The sequence below is a fragment of the Streptomyces sp. NPDC005898 genome, from assembly GCF_040629635.1.
Lineage (GTDB): Bacteria > Actinomycetota > Actinomycetes > Streptomycetales > Streptomycetaceae > Streptomyces.
In genome coordinates, this window is sequence record NZ_JBEXWC010000001.1 from 25,244 (window position 1) to 44,444 (window position 19,201).

Below are 19,201 nucleotides of genomic sequence, written 5' to 3' on the forward strand. Positions count from 1 at the left end.
GTCGGGTCCTCACCGTTCGTGATCGTGATCGTGGTCGTGGCCGCCGGACGCGGCGTCTTCGTCGTAGGCGCTCTGTTCGAGTTCGCTCAGCACGAGGTCCTCCACCAGCTCCGCCAGGGCGGCGACGGTGCGGGAGACCAGGACGTCGCGGGGGGTGAGCGTGACGGCGAACGCGTCGTTGGCGCGGGAGGCGATGAGCAGGGCCCGCAGCGAGTCCCCGCCGAGCGAGAAGTAGTCGTCCTCGGCGCCCACGGCCGTCTGGAGGGTCTCCTCCCAGATGGCCGCCACCGCCTCTTCGGTGGGGGTGCGGGGCGCCACGTACTCGGGCCGTGCCCGCTCCTCGGCCGGTGCCGGGGCGGGCAGGGCGGCCCGGTCGGTCTTGCCGTTCTCGGTGAGCGGGAAGCGGTCGAGTACCACGAACGCGGTCGGCACCATGTACTCCGGCAGCGAGCATGCGGCCAGCTCCCGCAGTTCCGCCGGGCCGGGCGGTTCGGCGTCGGGGGCCGTGAGCAGGTGGGCGACCAGGCGAGGCAGGCCCGGTTCGTCCTCGCGTACGGTCACCACGGCGTCCAGCACGGCCTGGTGGGCGACCAGTGTCGCCTCGACCTCGCCCGCCTCGATGCGGTGGCCGCGCAGCTTGAGCTGGTGGTCCGTGCGGCCCAGGTAGTGCAGTTCGCCCGCGCTGTCGCGGCGCACCAGGTCGCCGGTGCGGTACATGCGGGTGCCGGGCGGGCCGAACGGGTCGGCGGTGAAGCGGGCCGCGGTCAGCCCGGGCCGGCCGAGGTAGCCGCGGGCCAGGGCCGGTCCGCTGAGCCACAGTTCGCCGGTGACGCCGGCGGGGACCGGGCGCAGCCGGGCGTCCAGGACGTAGGCGCCGGTGGCGGGCAGCGGGCGGCCGATGGGCGGTGCGCCGCCGTCCGCCGTGAGCGGCGCCGACCAGGTGGCGACGACGGTGGCCTCGGTGGGGCCGTAGGAGTTGACCATGCGGTGGTGCGGCGCCCAGCGGGCGACGAGGTCGGGTCCGCACGCGTCGGCGCCGACGATCAGGGTCTTGAGGTCCGGCAGCGTGCCGGGGGTGTCGGGCGGCAGCGTGGCGAGCGCGGCCGGCGGGAGCAGGGTGTGCGTGATGCGCCCGGCGCGCAGGACGTCGGCGAGTTCGGCGCCGAGCAGCGGTCCCGGCCGGGGCACGACGAGCCCGGCGCCGTGCGGCAGGGACGCGCACAGCTCCAGCACGCAGGCGTCGAAGCTCGGCGTGGCGAAGGCGAGGACGCGGTCCCCCGGGGCGACGTGGTAGTGGGCCGCCTCCGCGGCGCTGAACGCGGCGAGCCCGCGGTGGGTGACGACGACACCCTTGGGCGTACCGGTGGAGCCGGAGGTGTAGATGACGTAGGCCGGGTCGTCCAGGTCGAGCGGGCGGGTCCGGTCGGCGTCGGTGGGCCGGTGTCCGGCCGTGCCGTCCGCGGTGGCGGCGAGCAGGTCGGCGACCTCCTGGGCGTCGAGAGTGAGGGTGGGGGCGGCGTCGCGCAGCATCAGCGCGATCCGCTCCTTCGGGTAGGCCGGGTCGACGGGCAGGAACGCGGCGCCCGCCTTCGTCACCGCCAGTTGGGCGAGGACCATGTCCGTCGAGCGGGGCAGCAGCAGTGCGACGAGGTCGCCGGGTCCGGTGCCCCGGGCGATGAGCCGGTGCGCCAGCCGGTTGGCGCGGGCCTCCGCCTCCGCGAAGCTCAGCGGCGCGCCGCCCGCGGTGCCTGTGCCGGAAGCGTCGAGCGTGTCGAGCGCGGTCGCGGTCGGCCATCGGTCGACGGCCGCCTCGACGAGGGCGGGCAGGGTGGCGGCGGGCACGGGGCCGCTCGCGGGCCGGGCGGGGCCGCGCAGCAGCAGCTCGCGCTGGGCGGGCGGCAGGACGTCGATGTCGGCCAGGCGGGCGGTGCCGTCCGAGGCGGCCAGCGCGTCCAGGGTGTGCAGCAGCTGCCCGGCCAGCGATCGCGCGCCGGCCTCCGCGAAGTACCGGGGGTCGTAGCCGAGTTCGACGGTCAGTCGCTCGCCGGGCGAGACGACCACGGTGAGCGGGTAGTTGGTGGCCTCCCGGGCGTCCAGGTCCCACAGGGCGAGTCCCTGCGCGCCCGCGGTGGCGTCGCCGACGGGGTAGTTCTCGAAGACCACCAGACTGTCGAACAGGGCGGTGCCCGGCGGCAGTTCGCCCAGGGCGTGCAGGGCGGTGAGGGGCAGATGGTCGTGGCGGCGGTCCTCGGCGCGGGCCTCCTGGAAGGCGCGCAGCCAGGTGCCGCAGCCGGCGTCGCCGTCGACCTCGGTGCGGGCGGGCAGGGTGGTGATGAACAGGCCGGTGATGGTGTCGGCGCCGGGCAGGTCGGCGGGCCGTCCGGAGACGGTGGTGCCGAAGCAGACCTCCGCTTCCCCGCTCCAGCGCGCGAGCAGCAGCGCCCAGGCGCCCTGCACCACGGTGTTGAGGGTGAGGCGGTGCCGGCGGGCGAACTCCTGGAGCCGGCTGGTGCGTGCGGTGTCCAGCCGCTGGGACAGCCACGTACCGGAGCGGGCGGTGGTGTTGGGGGCGGGCCGCCGGTCGTACGGCAGCGGGGTGGGGCCGTTCAGGCCGGCCAGGGCGGCGCGCCAGTGCTCCTGCGCCTGGCGGGTGTCCTGGGCGGCGAGCCAGCCGGCGTAGTCCGCGAACGGCCGGCGTTCGGGCAGGTGGGGCCGCTCGCCGCGGGTGAGGGCGGCGTGCGCGGCCGTGACGTCGGACAGGACGTGGAAGACGCTCCAGCCGTCCAGCAGGACGTGGTGGAAGGTCCACACGACGCGGACCGCGTCCGGGCCGACCCTGACCAGGGCGAGCCGCATCAGCGGGGCACGGTCCAGGGCGATGCCCCGGGCCCGCTCGTCGGCGAGCAGCCGCTCCAGCTCCGCGTCGTGCCGGTCCTGCGGGAGCGCGCTCCAGTCGTGCTCGGTGATCGGCAGGGTCACGTTCCGGTGGACCACCTGGAGCGGCACGGGTACGCCGCGCAGCGCGACGGAGGTGCGCAGGACGGGGGTGCGGTCGACGACGTGCTGCCAGGCGGCGGCCAGGGTCCGCGGGTCGCGGGCGCCGTCCGCCACGAAGGTGATCTGCTCGACGTACAGGCCGTGTTCCGCCTCGTCCAGGCCGTGCATCACCATGCCGGTCTGGGTGGGTGTGAGCGGATAGACGTCCGCCACGTCCCTTCCGTCGCCCACCAGCCGGTCGACGCCCGCCTGGTCCAGCGGGGCGAGCGGGAAGTCGGCGGGGGTGCGGCCGCCGGCGCCGGGCTCGGCGCAGTGCCGGACGATCGCGCGCAGCTCGTCGGCCACCTCGCCGGCCAGCCGCTCGACGGTCTCCCGGTCGTGCACCTCGCGGGAGTACGACCAGGTGAACTCCAGCCGCTCTTCGCTGACTTGACCGAGTACATCTAGGAGGTACGGCCGCCGTGCCGAGCGGTCCATGTTGCCGGACAGGGCGCCGTGGGGCTTGTGCAGCAGGCCGCCCGGTGTGCCGGTGCGGTCCTGGCGGCCCAGGTAGTTGAAGCAGACCGGCGGCAGGGCGGGCAGCTCGCGGCCGGCCGTGGGGTGCAGGTGGCGCAGCGCGCCGTAGCCGAGTCCGCCGTGCGGGACGGCCCGCAGGTTCTCCTTGACGGCCTTCAGGACGGTGCCGGTGTCCGCGTCCCGGGGCACGTCCAGGGCGACGGGGTACATGGCCGTGAACCAGCCGACCGTCCGGGCGAGGTCGATGTCCGCGAACAGCTCCTCGCGGCCGTGTCCCTCCAGGGTCACCGCCACCCGGTCCTGTCCGCTCCAGCGGGCCAGGACCCGGCCGAGCGCGCACAGCAGGACGTCGTTGACGCGGGTGCGGTACACCTCCGGCACGTCCTGGAGCAACCTGCGGGTCTCCTCGGCGTCGAGGCCGGCGCTCACGCTCTCCTCGTCGGCCACGGTGTTGGCGCCGCCGGGGCGGTCGGCGGGCAGCGCGGTGGCGGCGTCGAGACCGCGCCAGTAATCGAGTTCGCCGCCGAAACCGCCCGTCTCGGTGTGCTCGGCGAGTCGCCGCGCCCAGGCCCGCAGCGAGGTGCTCTTGGGGGCGAGGGCGGGCCGTGCACCGTCCCGCAGCGCCTCGTAGGCGGCTTCCAGGTCCTCCAGGATCAGGCGCCAGGAGACGGCGTCCACGACGAGGTGGTGGGCGGCGAGCAGCAGCACCGGCCGCCCGCCGTCGCCCGGCCGGCACAGCGCGGCCCGCAGCAGCGGTCCGCCGGCCAGGTCGAAGCCGGCGCCCAGGGCGTCGGCCACCGCTTCGGGGGCCGTCCGGTCGTGCACCTCCAGATGGATGTCACGGGGGTCGCCGGGCGGGGTGCCGTACTGCCGCCGGTTTCCGTCGTCGAGCGGTTCGTAGCGCATCCGCAGCGCGTCGTGGTGTGCCAGTACGGCGGACAGGGCGGCGCGCAGCAGTGCCTCGTCGGGGTCGGTGGCCAGCTCGTAGGAGACGGTCTGGCTGAAGTGGGCGGGGTCGCCCGTGAGGGTGTCCAGGAGCCAGTGCTGTACGGGGGTGAGCGGGACGTCGCCGGTCACCGGCCCCTGTTCGGCGGCGGCCGTGGCGGTGTCGGGCGCCCGCTCGGCCACGGCGGCGAGTTCGGCGAGCGTCTGGTGGGTGAACAGGTGCCGGGGGGTCAGGGCGTAGCCGGCCCGGCGGGCGGCGGAGACGATCTGTATGCCGAGGACGGAGTCGCCGCCGAGCGTGAAGTAGTTGTCTTCCGCGCCGACTTCGGGTACGCCGAGCACCTCGCGCCAGACGCCCGCGAGGATCTGCTCGGCCTCGGTACGCGGTGGCCGGCCTCCCGTGCCGACGGTCGGCGCCCCCCACTCGGGCACGGGCAGCGCTCGCCGGTCGAGCTTGCCGGTGGCACCAAGGGGCAGCCGTTCCAGCGGGACCACGAGGGCGGGCAGCAGATGGTCGGGAAGACTCCGGGCGAGGAAGGCACGGAGTTCCCCGGTGTCGGGCAGAGCGACGAGGCCGTCCTTCGCGGTACCGCTGAGGACGGACTGGCCCACCGGGCGGTCGTCCGCCTCACCACCGGCAACCGACCGGGCCCGCGAGTCGTCGGCCGGGCCAACTCCCCCGGCCCCGGCGGACAGAGGCAGGACCGTCGTACCGCCGGTCACACCGGCATCCCCGGCCGGGGCAGGCAGCGCTGCCCCGTGCGGCACCACGTACCCGATCAGGCGGCGGTGCCCGGCGTGTTCGACGACGCGGGCCGCTGCCGCCGCCACCGCCGGGTGGCGGGCCAACGCCGCTTCGACCTCGCCGAGTTCGATGCGGAAGCCGCGCACCTTGACCTGGTCGTCGCCGCGTCCGAGGTAGACGAGGTCGCCGTCGGCCGTCCAGCGGACCAGGTCGCCGGTGCGGTACATGCGGCTGCCCGGCGGGCCGAACGGGTCGGGCAGGAAGCGGGCGGCGGTCAGGCCGGGGCGGCGCAGGTAGCCGCGGGCGACTCCGGTTCCGGCGAGGAACAGCTCGCCGGGCGCGCCCGCGGGCACCGGCCGCATCCGCTCGTCGAGGACGTGCGCGCGGGCGCCGCCGAGCGGCCTGCCGATCGGCGGGTCGCGGTCGGGGTCGGCGGGGTCGCAGGTGAAGGCGGTGGCGTAGACGGTGGCCTCGGTGGGCCCGTAGATGTTGTGCACCTGGCCACCGGCCACGGCCGCGCGGACCCGGCCGACGGTCCGGGCCGGCAGCCCCTCCCCCGCGAGGACGACGGTGTCCGCGGTGAGGTGGACGGCGTCCTCGGCGAGCAGCCGGTCGAGGGCCGAGGGCACCGCGCTGAGCAGTCCGGCCCGCCAGGGCCCCGGACGTTCGGCGAGGGCGAGCAGGTCGCGGACGATCTCCACACAGCCGCCGGACAGGAGCGGCGAGAAGATCTCGAACACCGACACGTCGAAGTTGAGCGAGGTGGACGCCACCACGTGCTCCAGGCCGTGCCCGGCGAACTCCGCCGCCGCCCAGTCGGTCAGGGCGCGCACGGAGGCGTGGCTGACGACCACTCCCTTGGGACGGCCGGTCGAGCCGGAGGTGTGGATGACGTAGGCCGGGTGGGCGGGCAGGAGGGGGGCGTGGCGTTCGGCGTCGCCGACGGGGGTGTCGGGCAGGTCGGCGCCGGGCTCCTCGTCCAGGGAGTCCAGGAGGATCCTGGTGTACGGCCCCTCGGGCAGCCGGCCGGCGGTCTCGGCGGCGGTGATCACGGCGTGCGGCCGTACGTCCTCGAAGAGGAACGCGACGCGCTCGGCGGGGTACTGCGGATCGACCGGCAGATATCCGGCGCCGCTCTTCAGCACCGCGAGGAGCGCCACGATCAGGTCGGCGGTGCGGGGCAGGCAGAGCGCGACGAAGCCCTCGGGTCCGGCACCGGCGGCGATGAGCAGCCGGGCCAGCCGGTTGGAGCGGGCGTCGAGTTCGCGGTAGTCGAGGCAGGTGTCGCCGTAGCGGACCGCCGGGGCGTCGGGGGTGCGCTCGGCCTGGCGGCGGAACGCCTCGGGCAGAGTGTCGTGCGGTGCCTCGGCCATCCGTCCGCCGAACCGGGTCACCAGGTCGCGGGCCTCGGCGGGGCCGAGGAGGGCCAGGTCGCCCAGGCGGCGGTCGGGTGCGTCGGCCATGCCGGTCAGCAGGGTGCGCAGGCTCTCGCCGAGCGCGTGCACCGTGCCGGCGTCGAAGGCGGCCGGGTCGTAGTCCAGGTTGACGGCCAGGCTGTCGCCGGGCGCGACGACCACGCTGAGCGGGTAGTTCGTCGGTTCCAGGTCCCGTTCCTGCTCCATGGCCAGGCCGTGCCGGGCCATGGCGCCCTCGTCGAAGGGGTAGTTCTCGAAGACCACGAGGGAGTCGAACAGGCTGGTGCCGCCGGGTACGTCGCTCCACGACTGCACCTGCGCCAGCGGGACGAAGTCGTGGCGCCGGGCCTCCGCCTGGGCGGCCTGCAGTTCACGCAGCCAGTCGAGCAGCGCGCGCCGCCCGTCGACGCGGACCCGGACGGGCAGGGTGTTGATGAACAGGCCGACCATCGAGGTGACGCCGGGCATGTCGGCGGGCCGGCCGGAGACGGTGGTGCCGAACACCACGTCCTCGCCGCCGCCGTAGCGGGACAGCAGCAGCGCCCACGCGCCCTGGACGACGGTGTTGAGGGTCAGTCCGGCCTGCTGGGCGGTCTCCCGCAGCCGGGCCGAGACGTCCGCGTCGAGGGCCATCCGCACGGACGCGCAGGAGGAGGCGCGGTGGGCCTCGGCGGGGCGCCGGTCGCGGGGCAGTTCGGTGGGTGCCTGGAAGCCCGCGAGGGTGGTGCGCCAGTAGTGCTCGGCGCGGTCGGTGTCCTGCTCGGCCAGCCGGCGCAGGTAGTCGCCGAAGGGCCGCCGCTCGGGCAGCCGTAGCTGGTGCCCGGCGGTCAGGGCGGCATACCGCTCGCACACCTCTTCGAAGACCTGGGCGGCGCTCCAGCCGTCGAGCAGGACGTGGTGGAAGGTCCACACCAGCCGCACCCGGTCGGCCGTGAGGCGGATCAGGGTCAGCCGCATCAGGGGCGCGGTGCCCAGCTCGACGCCGGCCTCCCGGTCCTCGGCGAGCAGGCGGTCCAGTTCGCGTGCGCCGTGCTCGGCGGGCAGGCCGGACCAGTCGTGGTGGGTGACGGGCACGGTGGCCCGGTGCCGGACGACCTGGAGGGGTTCGGCGGTCTCCTGCCAGACCAGGTGGGTGCGCAGGACCGGGTTGGCGTCGGCGGTGTGCTGCCACGCGGTGGCCAGCGCGTGCGGATCGGTGACGCCGGACAGGACGAACTGCACCTGGTTGACGTACGTGCGGCTGTCGGCGTCGAGCAGGCTGTGGAAGAGCATGCCGGCCTGCATCGGCGTCAGCGGGTAGATGTCCGCGACGCCCCGGCCGTCCCCGGCGATCCGGTCCACGGCGGCCTGGTCGAGCCGGGCCAGCGGGAAGTCGGAGGGGGTGCGGCCGCCCGCGTCCGGCAGGGCGCAGTGCGCGACGATGTCGCCGAGCGCCCGCAGCATGGCGTCGGCCAGCGCGGTGACGGTCTCCTCGTGGTGCCGTCCGGTGCTGTAGTACCAGGTGATCTCCAGCTGGTCGTCCTCGACCCGGGCCACGACGTCCAGCAGGTGCGGGCGTTCGGTCTCCGGGGCCTCGGCTCCGCCCAGGCCGCCGGGCACCGCCGCGACCAGCGTGCCGGCGTCGGCGGACCAGTCGAAGCGGCCCAGGTAGTTGAAGCTGATGCCGGGTTCGGGCGTCCGGGCCAGCCGTTCGTCGCGGGCCAGGTGGCGCAGTACGCCGTAGCCGAGTCCGCGGTCGGGTACGGCGCGCAGCTGCTCCTTGACCGATTTCAGCGCGGTGCCCCAGGAGCCGGCCGGGACGGTCAGGGCGAGGGGGTGGAGCGAGGTGAACCAGCCGACCGTGCGGGACAGGTCGATGTCCTCGAACAGCTGGTCCTCGCGGCCGTGTCCCTCCAGGCCGACGGCGACGGTGTCGCGTCCGGTCCAGTCGCCGAGGACGCGGCCCAGCGCGGTGAGCAGCACGTCGTCGACGCGGGTGCGGTAGACGCCGGGGACGCGGCGCAGGAGGCCGTCGGTGTGCGCGCGGTCGAGGCGGACGGTGACCTCGCGGACGTCGGCCGTGGTGTTGGTCCCGTCGCGGTCCACGGGCAGCGGGTCGGCGCAGGCCCGGGCGGTGCGCTCCCAGTGGCCGAGCCGCGCGGCGAAGCGGTCGTCGGCGCGCAGCCGGGCGGCCCATTCGCGTACGGAGGTGGTGCGGGCGGGCAGCCGTACGGGGTCGCCGGCGGCGGCCTGCCGGTAGGCGCTCTCCAGGTCCTCCAGGAGGATCCGCCAGGAGACGCCGTCGACCACCAGGTGGTGGGCGACGAGCAGCAGCCGGGCGGGCCGGGTGCCGTCGGTGAACAGCCGGGCGGTGAACAGCGGGCCGTGGTCGAGGCTCAGTCCGGTGTGCGCCGCCGCGGTGGCGCGTTCCTCGTCCGCCGGGTCGTGGACCTGGAGCAGCTCGGGCACCGGGCCGTCGGCGGCGATCTCCTGCCGCCAGGCGCCCTCGTCGTCGCGGAGGAACCGGGCGCGCAGCGCGTCGTGCTGCGTCCACAGCGCGGTGAGGGCGGTGCGCAGGGCGTCCTGGTCGACGGTGCCGGCCGGCTCGATGACGACGGACTGGTTGAAGAAGGCGGGGTGCGCCGGCCGCGGGTCGAGGAACCAGTGCTGGATCGGCAGGAGGTCCACCGCTCCGGTGACGGGCTCGGTGCCGGCGACGGCGGACGCGGCGCCGCCGGTGGCGGCGGCCAGTTCGCCGATGGTGGGGTGGCGGAAGAGGTCGCGGGGGGTGAGGGCGAGTCCCGCGGCGCGGGCGCGGGAGACCACCTGGATGCTGAGGATGGAGTCGCCGCCCAGCATGAAGAAGTTGTCGTCCACGCCGACCCGTGCCACACCGAGCAGCTCGGCCCAGATCCCGGCGAGGACGCGTTCGGCCTCGGTGCGCGGGGCGCGGTGGGCCTGCTCGCTTCCCGCCGCCCAGTCGGGTGCGGGCAGCCGCCGCCGGTCGACCTTGCCGTTGGCCGTCAGGGGCAGCTCGGGCACGGTGACGAACGCGGCGGGCAGCATGTAGTCGGGCAGCCCGGCCGCCAGGTGGGCGCGGAGCGCGGCGGCGGCGGGCGGTTCGGCGGCGGGGGACGGCACGAGGTGGGCGGCGAGGCGCTTGCGTCCGCCGTCCTGGTACAGGGAGACGACGGCCTCGGCGACGGCCGGGTGGGCGGTGAGCCGGGCCTCGATCTCGGCGGGTTCGACGCGGAAGCCGCGGATCTTGATCTGGTCGTCCGCGCGGCCGACGAAGTGCAGTTCGCCGTCGGCGCTCCAGCGCACGATGTCGCCGGTGCGGTACATGCGGGTGCCGGGCGGGCCGTAGGGGTCGGCGAGGTAGCGGGCGGCGGTCGCGCCGGGCCGCCCCGCGTAGCCCCGGGCCAGGCCCGCGCCGGCGATGTACAGCTCGCCGGGGATGCCCGGCGGCTGCGGGTCGAGGGCGCTGTCCAGGACGTAGACGCGGGTGTTGTCGAGCGGGCGTCCGATGGGCAGCACGGCGGGCAGCGCGTCACCGGCGCGGAAGACGCGGCGGGTGGCGAAGGTGGTGGTCTCGGTGGGGCCGTAGCCGTCGACGACGGTCAGGCCGGGGCAGGCGTCCAGGACCCGGCGCACCACGGCGCCCGGCACGGCCTCGCCGCCCGTCCACACCTCGCGGGCGCCGCGCAGGCAGCCGGGGTCCTCCTGGGCGAGCAGGCGGAACAGGCCGGCGGTCAGCCACAGGCAGCTCACGCGCCGCTCGGTGACGGCGTGGCGGACCTGGGCGGCGTCCAGGTCGGTGGGCGGGGCGAGGACGGCGGTGCCGCCGCGCAGCAGCGGCACCCACACCTCGTAGGTGGCGGCGTCGAAGGCGTGCGGCGAGTGGACGAGGACCCGGTCGTGCCCGGCGAAGGCGCGGTCGAGGGCGAGGGCGGCGACGTCCCGCTGGCGTACGGCGACGCCCTTGGGCGTGCCGGTGGAGCCCGAGGTGAACATCAGGTACTGGACGTTGTCGGGGTGCACGGCCTGGTCCGGCGCGGGGCCGGTGGGGTCGGCCGGACCGGTGGACCCAGAGGTGTGGTCGGCGCGCAGGACGGCGTCGTCCGGCAGCACCTCGCGGGCCGTCGCCTCCCAGGCGGCGTCGGTGAGCAGCAGGCCGGCCCCGGCCTCGGCCAGGGTCCGGCGCAGCCGCTCGGCCGGTGCCCGGCCGTCCAGCGGCACGTACACGCCGCCGGTGCGCACGAGCGCCAGCTGGGTGACGATCAGGTCGACGGAGCGGTCCATGAGGACGCCGACCGGGTGTTCCGGACGTACCCCTGCCGCGGCCAGCCGGGCCGCCGACCGGGCGGCGCGGGCGTCGAGTTCGCGGTAGGTGAGGTGCTCGTCCCCGGCCTCCAGGGCCACGGCGTCGGGGGTGCGGCGCACCTGGGCGGCGAAGAGGTCGGCGACGGTGCTGCCGGGCAGGTCGGTGGCGGTGTCGTTCCAGGTGCGCAGGACCTGTTCGCGGCGGTCCGCGCCGAGCAGCGGCAGCCGGGCGGGCGGCAGCGGCGAGCCGGTGGTCATGCCGGTGAGCAGCACGGTGAGGTACTCGGCCATGCGCCCGGCCGTTCCGGCGTCGAACAGCTCGGGGTCGTAGCCGAGGCGCAGGCCCAGCTCGTCGCCCGGGTAAGCGGTCAGGCTGAGCGGGTAGTTGGTGGTCTCGACGCCTTCCAGGCCGCTCAGCCGCAGCCCGTGGGCGGCGGCGAGGTCGTCGTCCACCGGATAGTTCTCGAAGACGACGATGCTGTCGAACAGACCGATCCGCTCGGGGAGTTCGGTGAACGTCTTCATCCGGGTGAGCGGCAGGTGCTCGAAGCGCCGGTCCTCGCTCTGGTCGTGCTGGAGCGCGCGCAGCCAGTCGAGCAGGGTGCCGTGGCCGGGGACGGTGACGCGGGTGGGCAGGGTGGTGATGAACAGGCCGGTCATGGCCTCGGCGCCGGGCAGTTCGGCCGGCCTGCCGGACACGGTGGTGCCGAACACCACGTCGTCGCGGCCCGCCTGGCGGGCCAGGAGCAGGGCCCAGGCGCCCTGTACGACGGTGTTGAGGGTGAGCCCCGAGGTGCGGGCCACCTCTTCCAGCGTCCGGGTGACGGCGGCGGGCAGTGCGGCGTGGACCGCGTGCGTGGACTCGGCGCGGTGGGCCTCTTGCGGCTCGCGGTCGTAGGGCAGCGGTGTCGCCTCGGTCAGGCCGGACAGGCGGCGCCGCCAGTGCCGTTCGGCCGCTTCCGGGTCGCGCCGCCGCAGCCAGGACACGTACTCCCGGTAGGGCGGGCGGTGCGGGAGGGCGGCGGCGTCGGGCCCGGCGTGGTGGGCGAAGACGTCCGAGAGGACCTGGAACATGCTCCAGCCGTCGAGCAGCAGGTGGTGGAAGGACCACACCACGCGCACGGCGGTCTCGGAGACGCGGGCGAGCAGGAGGCGCTGGAGCGGGGCCCGCCCGAGGTCGATGCCGTCGGCGCGGTCTTCGACCAGCAGGTCGTCCAGGCGGGTGCGGCGCTCGTCCGCCGTCAGGTCGCGCCAGTCGACGTGGGTGACGGGGACGGCCGCGTGGCGCTCCACGACCAGCAGCGGTTCGGGGACGTCCTGCCAGAGCACCCGGCCGCGCAGCACGTCGGTGCGGTCGGTGACGTGCTGCCAGGCCGCGGCGAGGGCCGCCGGGTCGGGGACGCCGTCCAGGACGAACGTCAGCTGCTGGACGTAGACGCCGCGGTCGTCCTGGGACAGGCCGTGGAAGAGCATGCCCGCCTGGGTGGGCGTGAGCGGCAGGACGTCGGCCACGGCGGCCGGGTCCGCGCCGGTGATCCGGTCCACGGCGGCCTGGTCGAGCCGGGCCAGCGGGAAGTCGGACGGGGTGCGGCCCGCGGCGCCCGGCAGTGCGGCGTGCCGGGCCAGGTCGGTGAGCGCGTCACCGAAGCGCCCGGCGAGGTCGGCGACCGCGCTCTCGCGGCCCGGGAGGTCGGCGTAGAACCAGGTGAACTCCAGCGTGTCGCCCACGAGTTGACCGACGACCTCAACGGCGTGCGGGCGCTCGGCCGCCGGGTCGGCGTCCAGTTCCAGCGGGCGTACGGTGCCCCGGTAGAGGCTGTCCGGGTCCTCCGGCGTGTCCATGCGGCCCAGGTAGTTGAAGCTGATCCGCGCGTCGGCGCGCGGCGGCGCCCCGGGGCCGGCCTGGCGGAGCAGGACGTCGTGGCCGAGGCCGTTGCGAGGTACGGCGCGCAGCTGCTCCTTGACCTGTTTGAGCACGGTGTCCCAGTCGGCGTCCTCGGGGACGGCGAGGGCGACGGGGTGCCGGGTGGTGAACCAGCCGACCGTGCGGCCGATGTCCAGCTCGTCGAAGAGTTCCTCGCGGCCGTGCCCCTCCACGTCGACCACGACGCGCCCCTGGCCGCTCCAGCCGCACAGGGCCCGGCCGAGCGCGCCGAGCAGGACGTCGTTGGCCCGGGTGCGGTAGGTGTCGGGCAGGGTGCGCAGCAGGGCCGAGGTCGCCTCGGCGTCCAACCGCACGGTGAGCGACCTTTGTTCGGCGTAGGTGCCGGGGCCGCCCGTCAGTTCGGCGGGCAGAGCGGGCCCGGTGGCCGGGACCGCCTCGGCCCAGTACGCGCGCTCGTCGTCGAAGCCGCCGGCCTTGGCGTGGGCGTTCAGCCTGCGGGCCCACTGCCGCAGCGGCGAGGACTTCGCGGGCAGCGCCGCGGCGCCGTCCCGGCCCGCGCGGCGGGCCCGGTAGGCGCGGTCCAGGTCTTCCAGGAGCAGCCGCCAGGAGACCCCGTCGACCACCAGGTGGTGCACGGCGAGGTGCAGGACGCGGGGCGCGCCGGCGCCGGTGTCGTGCAGGACGGCACGCAGCAGCGGTGGCCGGGCGAGGTCGAACGGGCCGAGGTGCGGGGTGTCCGTCTGCGGACCGGTGTGGCGGGCCAGCAGGAGGCGCGGCGCCCGCTCCTCGATGTGCCAGCCGGCCGGCTCGCCGGGAGTGAAGCGGGAGCGCAGGGCGTCGTGGTGGGCGACCAGGTCGTTCAGCGCGTCCTCCAGCGCCGCCGCGTCCAGGTCGGCGGGCATCCGCAGGGACAGCGCCTGGGAGAAGTGCCCGGCGCGTTCGCCGACGGCGTCGAACAGCCACTGCTGGATGGGGGTCAGGGGGGCCGTGCCGGTGGGTGCCTGCGGTACGGGCGCGGCCTCGCGCGGGCCGGCCGCCGCGTCCGCGCAGTGCGCGAGGGCGGCCACGGTCTGGCGTTGGTAGAGGTCCCGGGAGGTGAGCGGCAGGCCCTCCTGCCGGGCGCGGGCCACCACCTGGATGCTGAGGATGGAGTCGCCGCCGAGTTCGAAGAAGTTGTCGTCGACGCCGACGCGTTCCTCCCGCAGCACCTCCGCCCAGATCCGGGCGAGGGTGTGCTCGGTGGGCGTGCGGGGTGCGACGTGGCGGACCGCGCGCACGGCGGGGCCGGGGCTGGGGAGCCGGCCGCGGTCGAGTTTGCCGTTGGGGTTGAGCGGCAGGGCGTCCAGTACGAGGACGGTCGAGGGGACCATGTAGTCGGGCAGCGTACGGCCGAGGTCCCGGCGCACCGCCTCGGGCTCGGTGCGCTGTCCGGCGGCCGGTACGACGTAGCCGACCAGGCGCCGGTTGCCGTCGGCGTCGGTGGCGGCGACGGCGGCCGCCTCGGCCACGCCGGCGCAGCCGCGCAGCGCCTCCTCCACCTCGCCCAGTTCGATGCGGAAGCCGCGCACCTTGACCTGCTGGTCCGTGCGGCCCAGGTATTCGAGTCCGCCGTCGGCGCGCCGGCGCACCAGGTCACCGGTGCGGTACATGCGCTCGCCCGGCGCGCCGAACGGGTCGGCGACGAACCGGGCGGCGGTCAGTCCGGGCCGGTTCAGGTAGCCGCGGGCCAGGCCGCCGCCCCCCAGGTACAGCTCGCCGGGGACGCCGATGGGCTGCGGCCGCAGGGCGGTGTCCAGGACGTAGGCGCGGGTGAGCGCCACCGGGTGGCCGATGGGCGGGGCCTGTTCGGGCAGCCGGTCACCGGCGAACCAGGCGGTGGCGTACACGGTGGCCTCGGTGGGCCCGTAGACGTTGGCGATCCGGCAGCCGGGCATGGCGGCCCGCAGGTCCTGCGTGGTCTGCGCGGGCAGCGCCTCGCCCGCGAGGACGACGGTGCCGGCGGTCAGGGGCGCCGTGCCGCCCGCGACGAGCCGGGAGACGACGGACGGCACACCGCTGAGCAGCGTGGCGCGTCGGGGTCCGGTGCCGTCGGCGAGGGCGGTCAGGTCGGCGACCACCTCGACGGTGCCGCCGGCCGTCAGGGGGCAGATCAGTTCGAACACCGAGACGTCGAAGTTGAGGGAGGTGGAGGCGATCACATGGGCCAGGCCCTCGGGCCCGAACCGCTCCCCCGCCCACGCGGCCAGCGCGGCGGCACCGCGGTGTCCGACCACGACACCCTTGGGGCGGCCGGTGGAACCCGAGGTGTAGATGACGTACGCGGGATGGTCGGGCAGCAGCGGCCGGAGCCGGTCGGCGTCGGTCAGCGCGGTGTCGGGCGCGTCCGGCGCGGCGCAGTCCTCCAGGAGCAGCGGTACGCACTCCGGGGGCAGCGCGGAGGCGGTCTCGCGGGTGGCGAGGACGAGGCCGGGCCGGGCGTCCTCCAGCATGAACCGGACCCGGTCGGCGGGGTAGGCCGGGTCGACCGGGAGGTAGCCGGCGCCCGAGGCGAGCACCGCCCACAGGACCGGCACGAGGTCGGCGGTGCGCGGCAGGCACAGGGCGACCAGGGTCTCGGGCCCGGCGCCGCGCGCGACGAGCAGCCGGGCCAGCCGGGAGGCGCGCCGGGCCGCTTCGGCGTAGTCCAGCCGGACCTCGCCGCAGACGACGGCGGTACGGTCCGGGGTCCTCGCCGCCTGGGCGTACAGCAGGGCGGGCAGCGTGCCGCAGCCGTTGTCCCGCACCGCGTGGGCGGGCGGGTTCCAGTCGTCCACCAGCGTACGCAGCTCATCGGCCGCGAGCATGGGCAGTTCGGCCAGCGTGCGGCCCGGGCCCTGCGCCATGCCCTCCAGGAGCCGATGCAGGTGGGTGGTCATCCGGGTCACGGTCGCCGCGTCGAACAGGTCCTTGTTGAACTCCACGGTCAGCACGCAGTCGCCGTCCGCGTCGGCGTCCGCCGTGAACTCCAGGACCAGGTCGAAGCGGGCGGCGGGGCGGGGCAGCGGGTGCTCGGTGACGCGCAGCCCGCCGGCGGGCGGCAGCGCGGGTGAGGCGGTCTGCTGCACGACGAGCACCTGCACCAGCGGGGTGCGGCTCGGGTCGCGGCGCGGGGCCAGCTCCTCCACCACCCGGTCGAACGGGGCCCCGTCGTGGGCGAAGGCGTCCAGCACCGTCGTACGCATCGTCTCCACGAACCGGTCCACGGTCGCCCGTTCGTCCACCTCGCCGCGGAGCACCACGGTGTTGGCGAAGAAGCCCGGCACGTCCTCCAGGTCCCGGCGGCCGCGCCCGTTGGTGACGGTGCCGAACGCGATGTCCCGCTGTCCCGAGTAGCGGGCGAACAGCAGCGCGGCGGCGCCCGCGAACAGGGTGAACGCCGTGGTGCCGCGGCCCGCGGCCAGTTGCCGCAGCCGGGACGTCAACTCCGCGGGCAGCACGTGCCGGTGACTCGCGCCGACACTGGTGCGCACGGCGGGGCGCGGCCGGTCCGTGGGCAGCTCCAGGTGCTGGAGGCCCGCCAGGTGCCGCTTCCAGTAGGCCAGGTCGGCGGTGTCCGCGTCACCGGCCCGCTGCCGGCGCTCCCAGAGCGCGAAGTCCGGGTACTGGAGGGCGGGTCGCGTCAGTCCGTCCGGCTCGCCGGTGGTCTCCGCCCGGTAGAGGGCGACGAGTTCGCGGGTGAGGATGCCGATCGACCAGCCGTCGGTGACGATGTGGTGCTGGGCCAGGAGCAGCAGGTGCTCCTCGGGGGCGAACCGGACGAGCAGCGCCCGGGTGAGGGGCCCGACCGCCAGGTCGAACGGGCGGCGGAGTTCCTCGGTGAGCAGTTCCTCGGCGGCCTCGGCGCGGTGCGCGTCGGGCACGCCCGTGAGATCGGCCGTCCGCAAAGGTACGTCCGGCTCCGGTGCGACACACTGGACGCCCTGGCCGTCGACCGTGGGGAACGTGGTGCGCAGGGAGTCGTGCCGGGCCGCGAGCCGGAGCAGGGAGCGGTGCAGCGCCTCCGCGTCCAGAGGGCCGTGCAGCCTGAGCGAGACACCGGTGTTGTACTCGGTGCCGCCCTCGGTGAGGTCGTCCATGTACCACAGACGGCGCTGAGCACTGGACAGCGGCAGTACGCCTTCGCGGGGGGCCGGCGGTATCCGCTCCGGCGGCGCGGCGGCCGAGGGGTCGGCGAGCAGGGGCGCGAGCGCGGCGATCGTCCGCGCGGTGAACACGTCGCGCACGGTCAGCCGGACGCCCAGGTCGTCCCGGACGCGGGCGAGGACGCGGGCGGCGAGGATCGACTCACCGCCCAGGTCGAAGAAGTCGTCGTCGGCCCCGATTCCGTCGACGCCGAGAACGTCCGCCCAGATCCCGGCCAGGGCCCGCTCCTCGTCGGACCGCGGCGGCACATGCCCGGCCGCCACCGAGCGCTCGGGCGCGGGCAGGGCCCGCCGGTCGATCTTGTGCTGCGGGGTGAGCGGCATCCGGTCCAGCACCACGATGGCGGACGGCACCATGTGCCCCGGCAGCACGGCCCCGAGGGCGGCACGCAGCGCGGCCGGCTGGGGGACGACAGCGGGGAGGGCACCGGAAACGACCGGGGCGGCCGGGGTCACGCTGGGGTCAGCGGCGGCGTCGGCGGGGTCGCTGGGGGCGCCGGGTGACGGCTGGTCAGCCAAGCCGCTGAGGCCACCGGGCGAAGGCTGGTCAGCGGAGCCACTGGGACCGCCAGAGGCGCCGGGAACACCGGGGCCGCCAGGCGAAGGCTGATCGGCGGAGCCGCTGAAGGCGCCGGGGGCGCCGGGGGCGCCGGGGGCGCCAGGCGAAGGCTGGTCAGCGGAACCGCTGGAGCCGCTAGAGGCACCGGGGACGCCGGGCGCCCCGGGGACGCCGGCCGAAGGCTGGTCGGCTGCGGTGACATAGGCGACCAGGCGCCGATGGCCCGGTACGTCCTCGCGTACCACGACCACGGCCTCGCCGATCGCGCCGCCGCCCGCCCGGCGCAACGCCGCCTCGATCTCGCCCGGTTCGATCCGGAAGCCGCGGATCTTCACCTGCCGGTCCAGGCGGCCCAGGAACTCCAGCTCGCCCTCCGCGGTCCACCGCACCCGGTCACCGGTGCGGTACAGACGCGCTCCCGGCGCGCCGAAGGGGTCGGCGACGAACCGCGCCGCCGTCAGCCCGGGGCGGCCCAGGTAGCCGCGGGCCACCGCGTCACCGCCCACGAACAACTCGCCGTCGACGCCGGGCGGTACGGGCCGCATCGCGGGGTCCAGGACGTGCACCCGGGTGTGCGGCAGAGCGCCGCCGATCGTCGGCGTACCGCTGCCCGCGGTGAGCGGCCCGGTCCAGGTGGCGACGATGGTGGTCTCGGTCGGGCCGTAGGAGTTGATCATCCGGCGGCCGGGTGCCCAGCGGTCCACGAGCCCGGCCGGGCAGGCCTCCGCGCCCACGATCAGCGTGCGCAGGTGGCGGGCGGTGCCGCGCGCGGGGTCGGGCAGAGAGGCCAGCGCGGCGGGCGGGATGAGGGCGTGGGTGATGCGGTGCTCGTCCAGGACGCCGGCGAGTTCGTCGCCGAGCCAGGGCCCGTGCGGCGGTACGACGAGCGTGGCACCGGACAGGACGGAGATGAACAGCTCCAGGACGGAGGCGTCGAAGCTCGGCGAGGAGAACTGGAGCACTCTGTCGCCGGGGCCCACCGCGTACCGCTCGGTGGCGGCCGCGGTGAAGCCGCCGATGCCGCGGTGCGTCACCGTCACTCCCTTGGGGGTGCCGGTGGAACCGGAGGTGTAGATGACGTAGGCCGCGTGCTCGGCTTCCACGTCGGCGCCGACCTCGGCCAAGTACCCCTCGGCACCTTCGACTTCGAGGAGTTCACCCACCGCGCGCGGGTCGTCCAGGGTGATCGCGGGCGCGGCGTCGGCGAGCATCAGCGCTCGGCGCTCGGCCGGATAGGCGGGGTCCACGGGCAGGAAGGCGGCGCCCGCCCGGGCGACGGCCAGTTCCGCCGCGATCAGCTCCATGGAGCGTGGCAGGACCAGGGCCACCACTCGGTCGGGGCCCGCTCCCCGGCCCACCAGGTGCGCGGCCAACCGGTCGGTCCGCTCCGCCAGTTCCCGGTAGCTCCAGGTCCGCCGCCCGTCGGTGAGGGCCGGCGCGTCCGGCGTCCGGGCCACCCAGGCGGTGAACAGCTCGCCGAGCGTCGGAGACGCCGGAGCCACCTCGTTCCCCGGTGCGGCGGTGAGGCCGCCCTGCGGCAGGGAGGACGCCGGTGCGGGCTTGTCGTGCAGGTCCGTCATGGGTGAAGTCCTTTTGGGGAGCGGAGCGATGCGGCGCGGGCCGAGCGGACGGACCGGCCCCGCCTGGTGGGCGGAG

General features: G+C 75.7%; 1 protein-coding gene. It reads right to left on the minus strand.

The window, feature by feature from the left end:
* Positions 1 to 9: 9 nt before the first annotated feature.
* Positions 10 to 19,125, minus strand: a complete 19,116-nt coding sequence (locus ABZ385_RS00040; RefSeq protein WP_358908750.1) for a non-ribosomal peptide synthase/polyketide synthase — start codon at positions 19,123 to 19,125, stop codon at positions 10 to 12.
* Positions 19,126 to 19,201 lie beyond the last annotated feature (76 nt).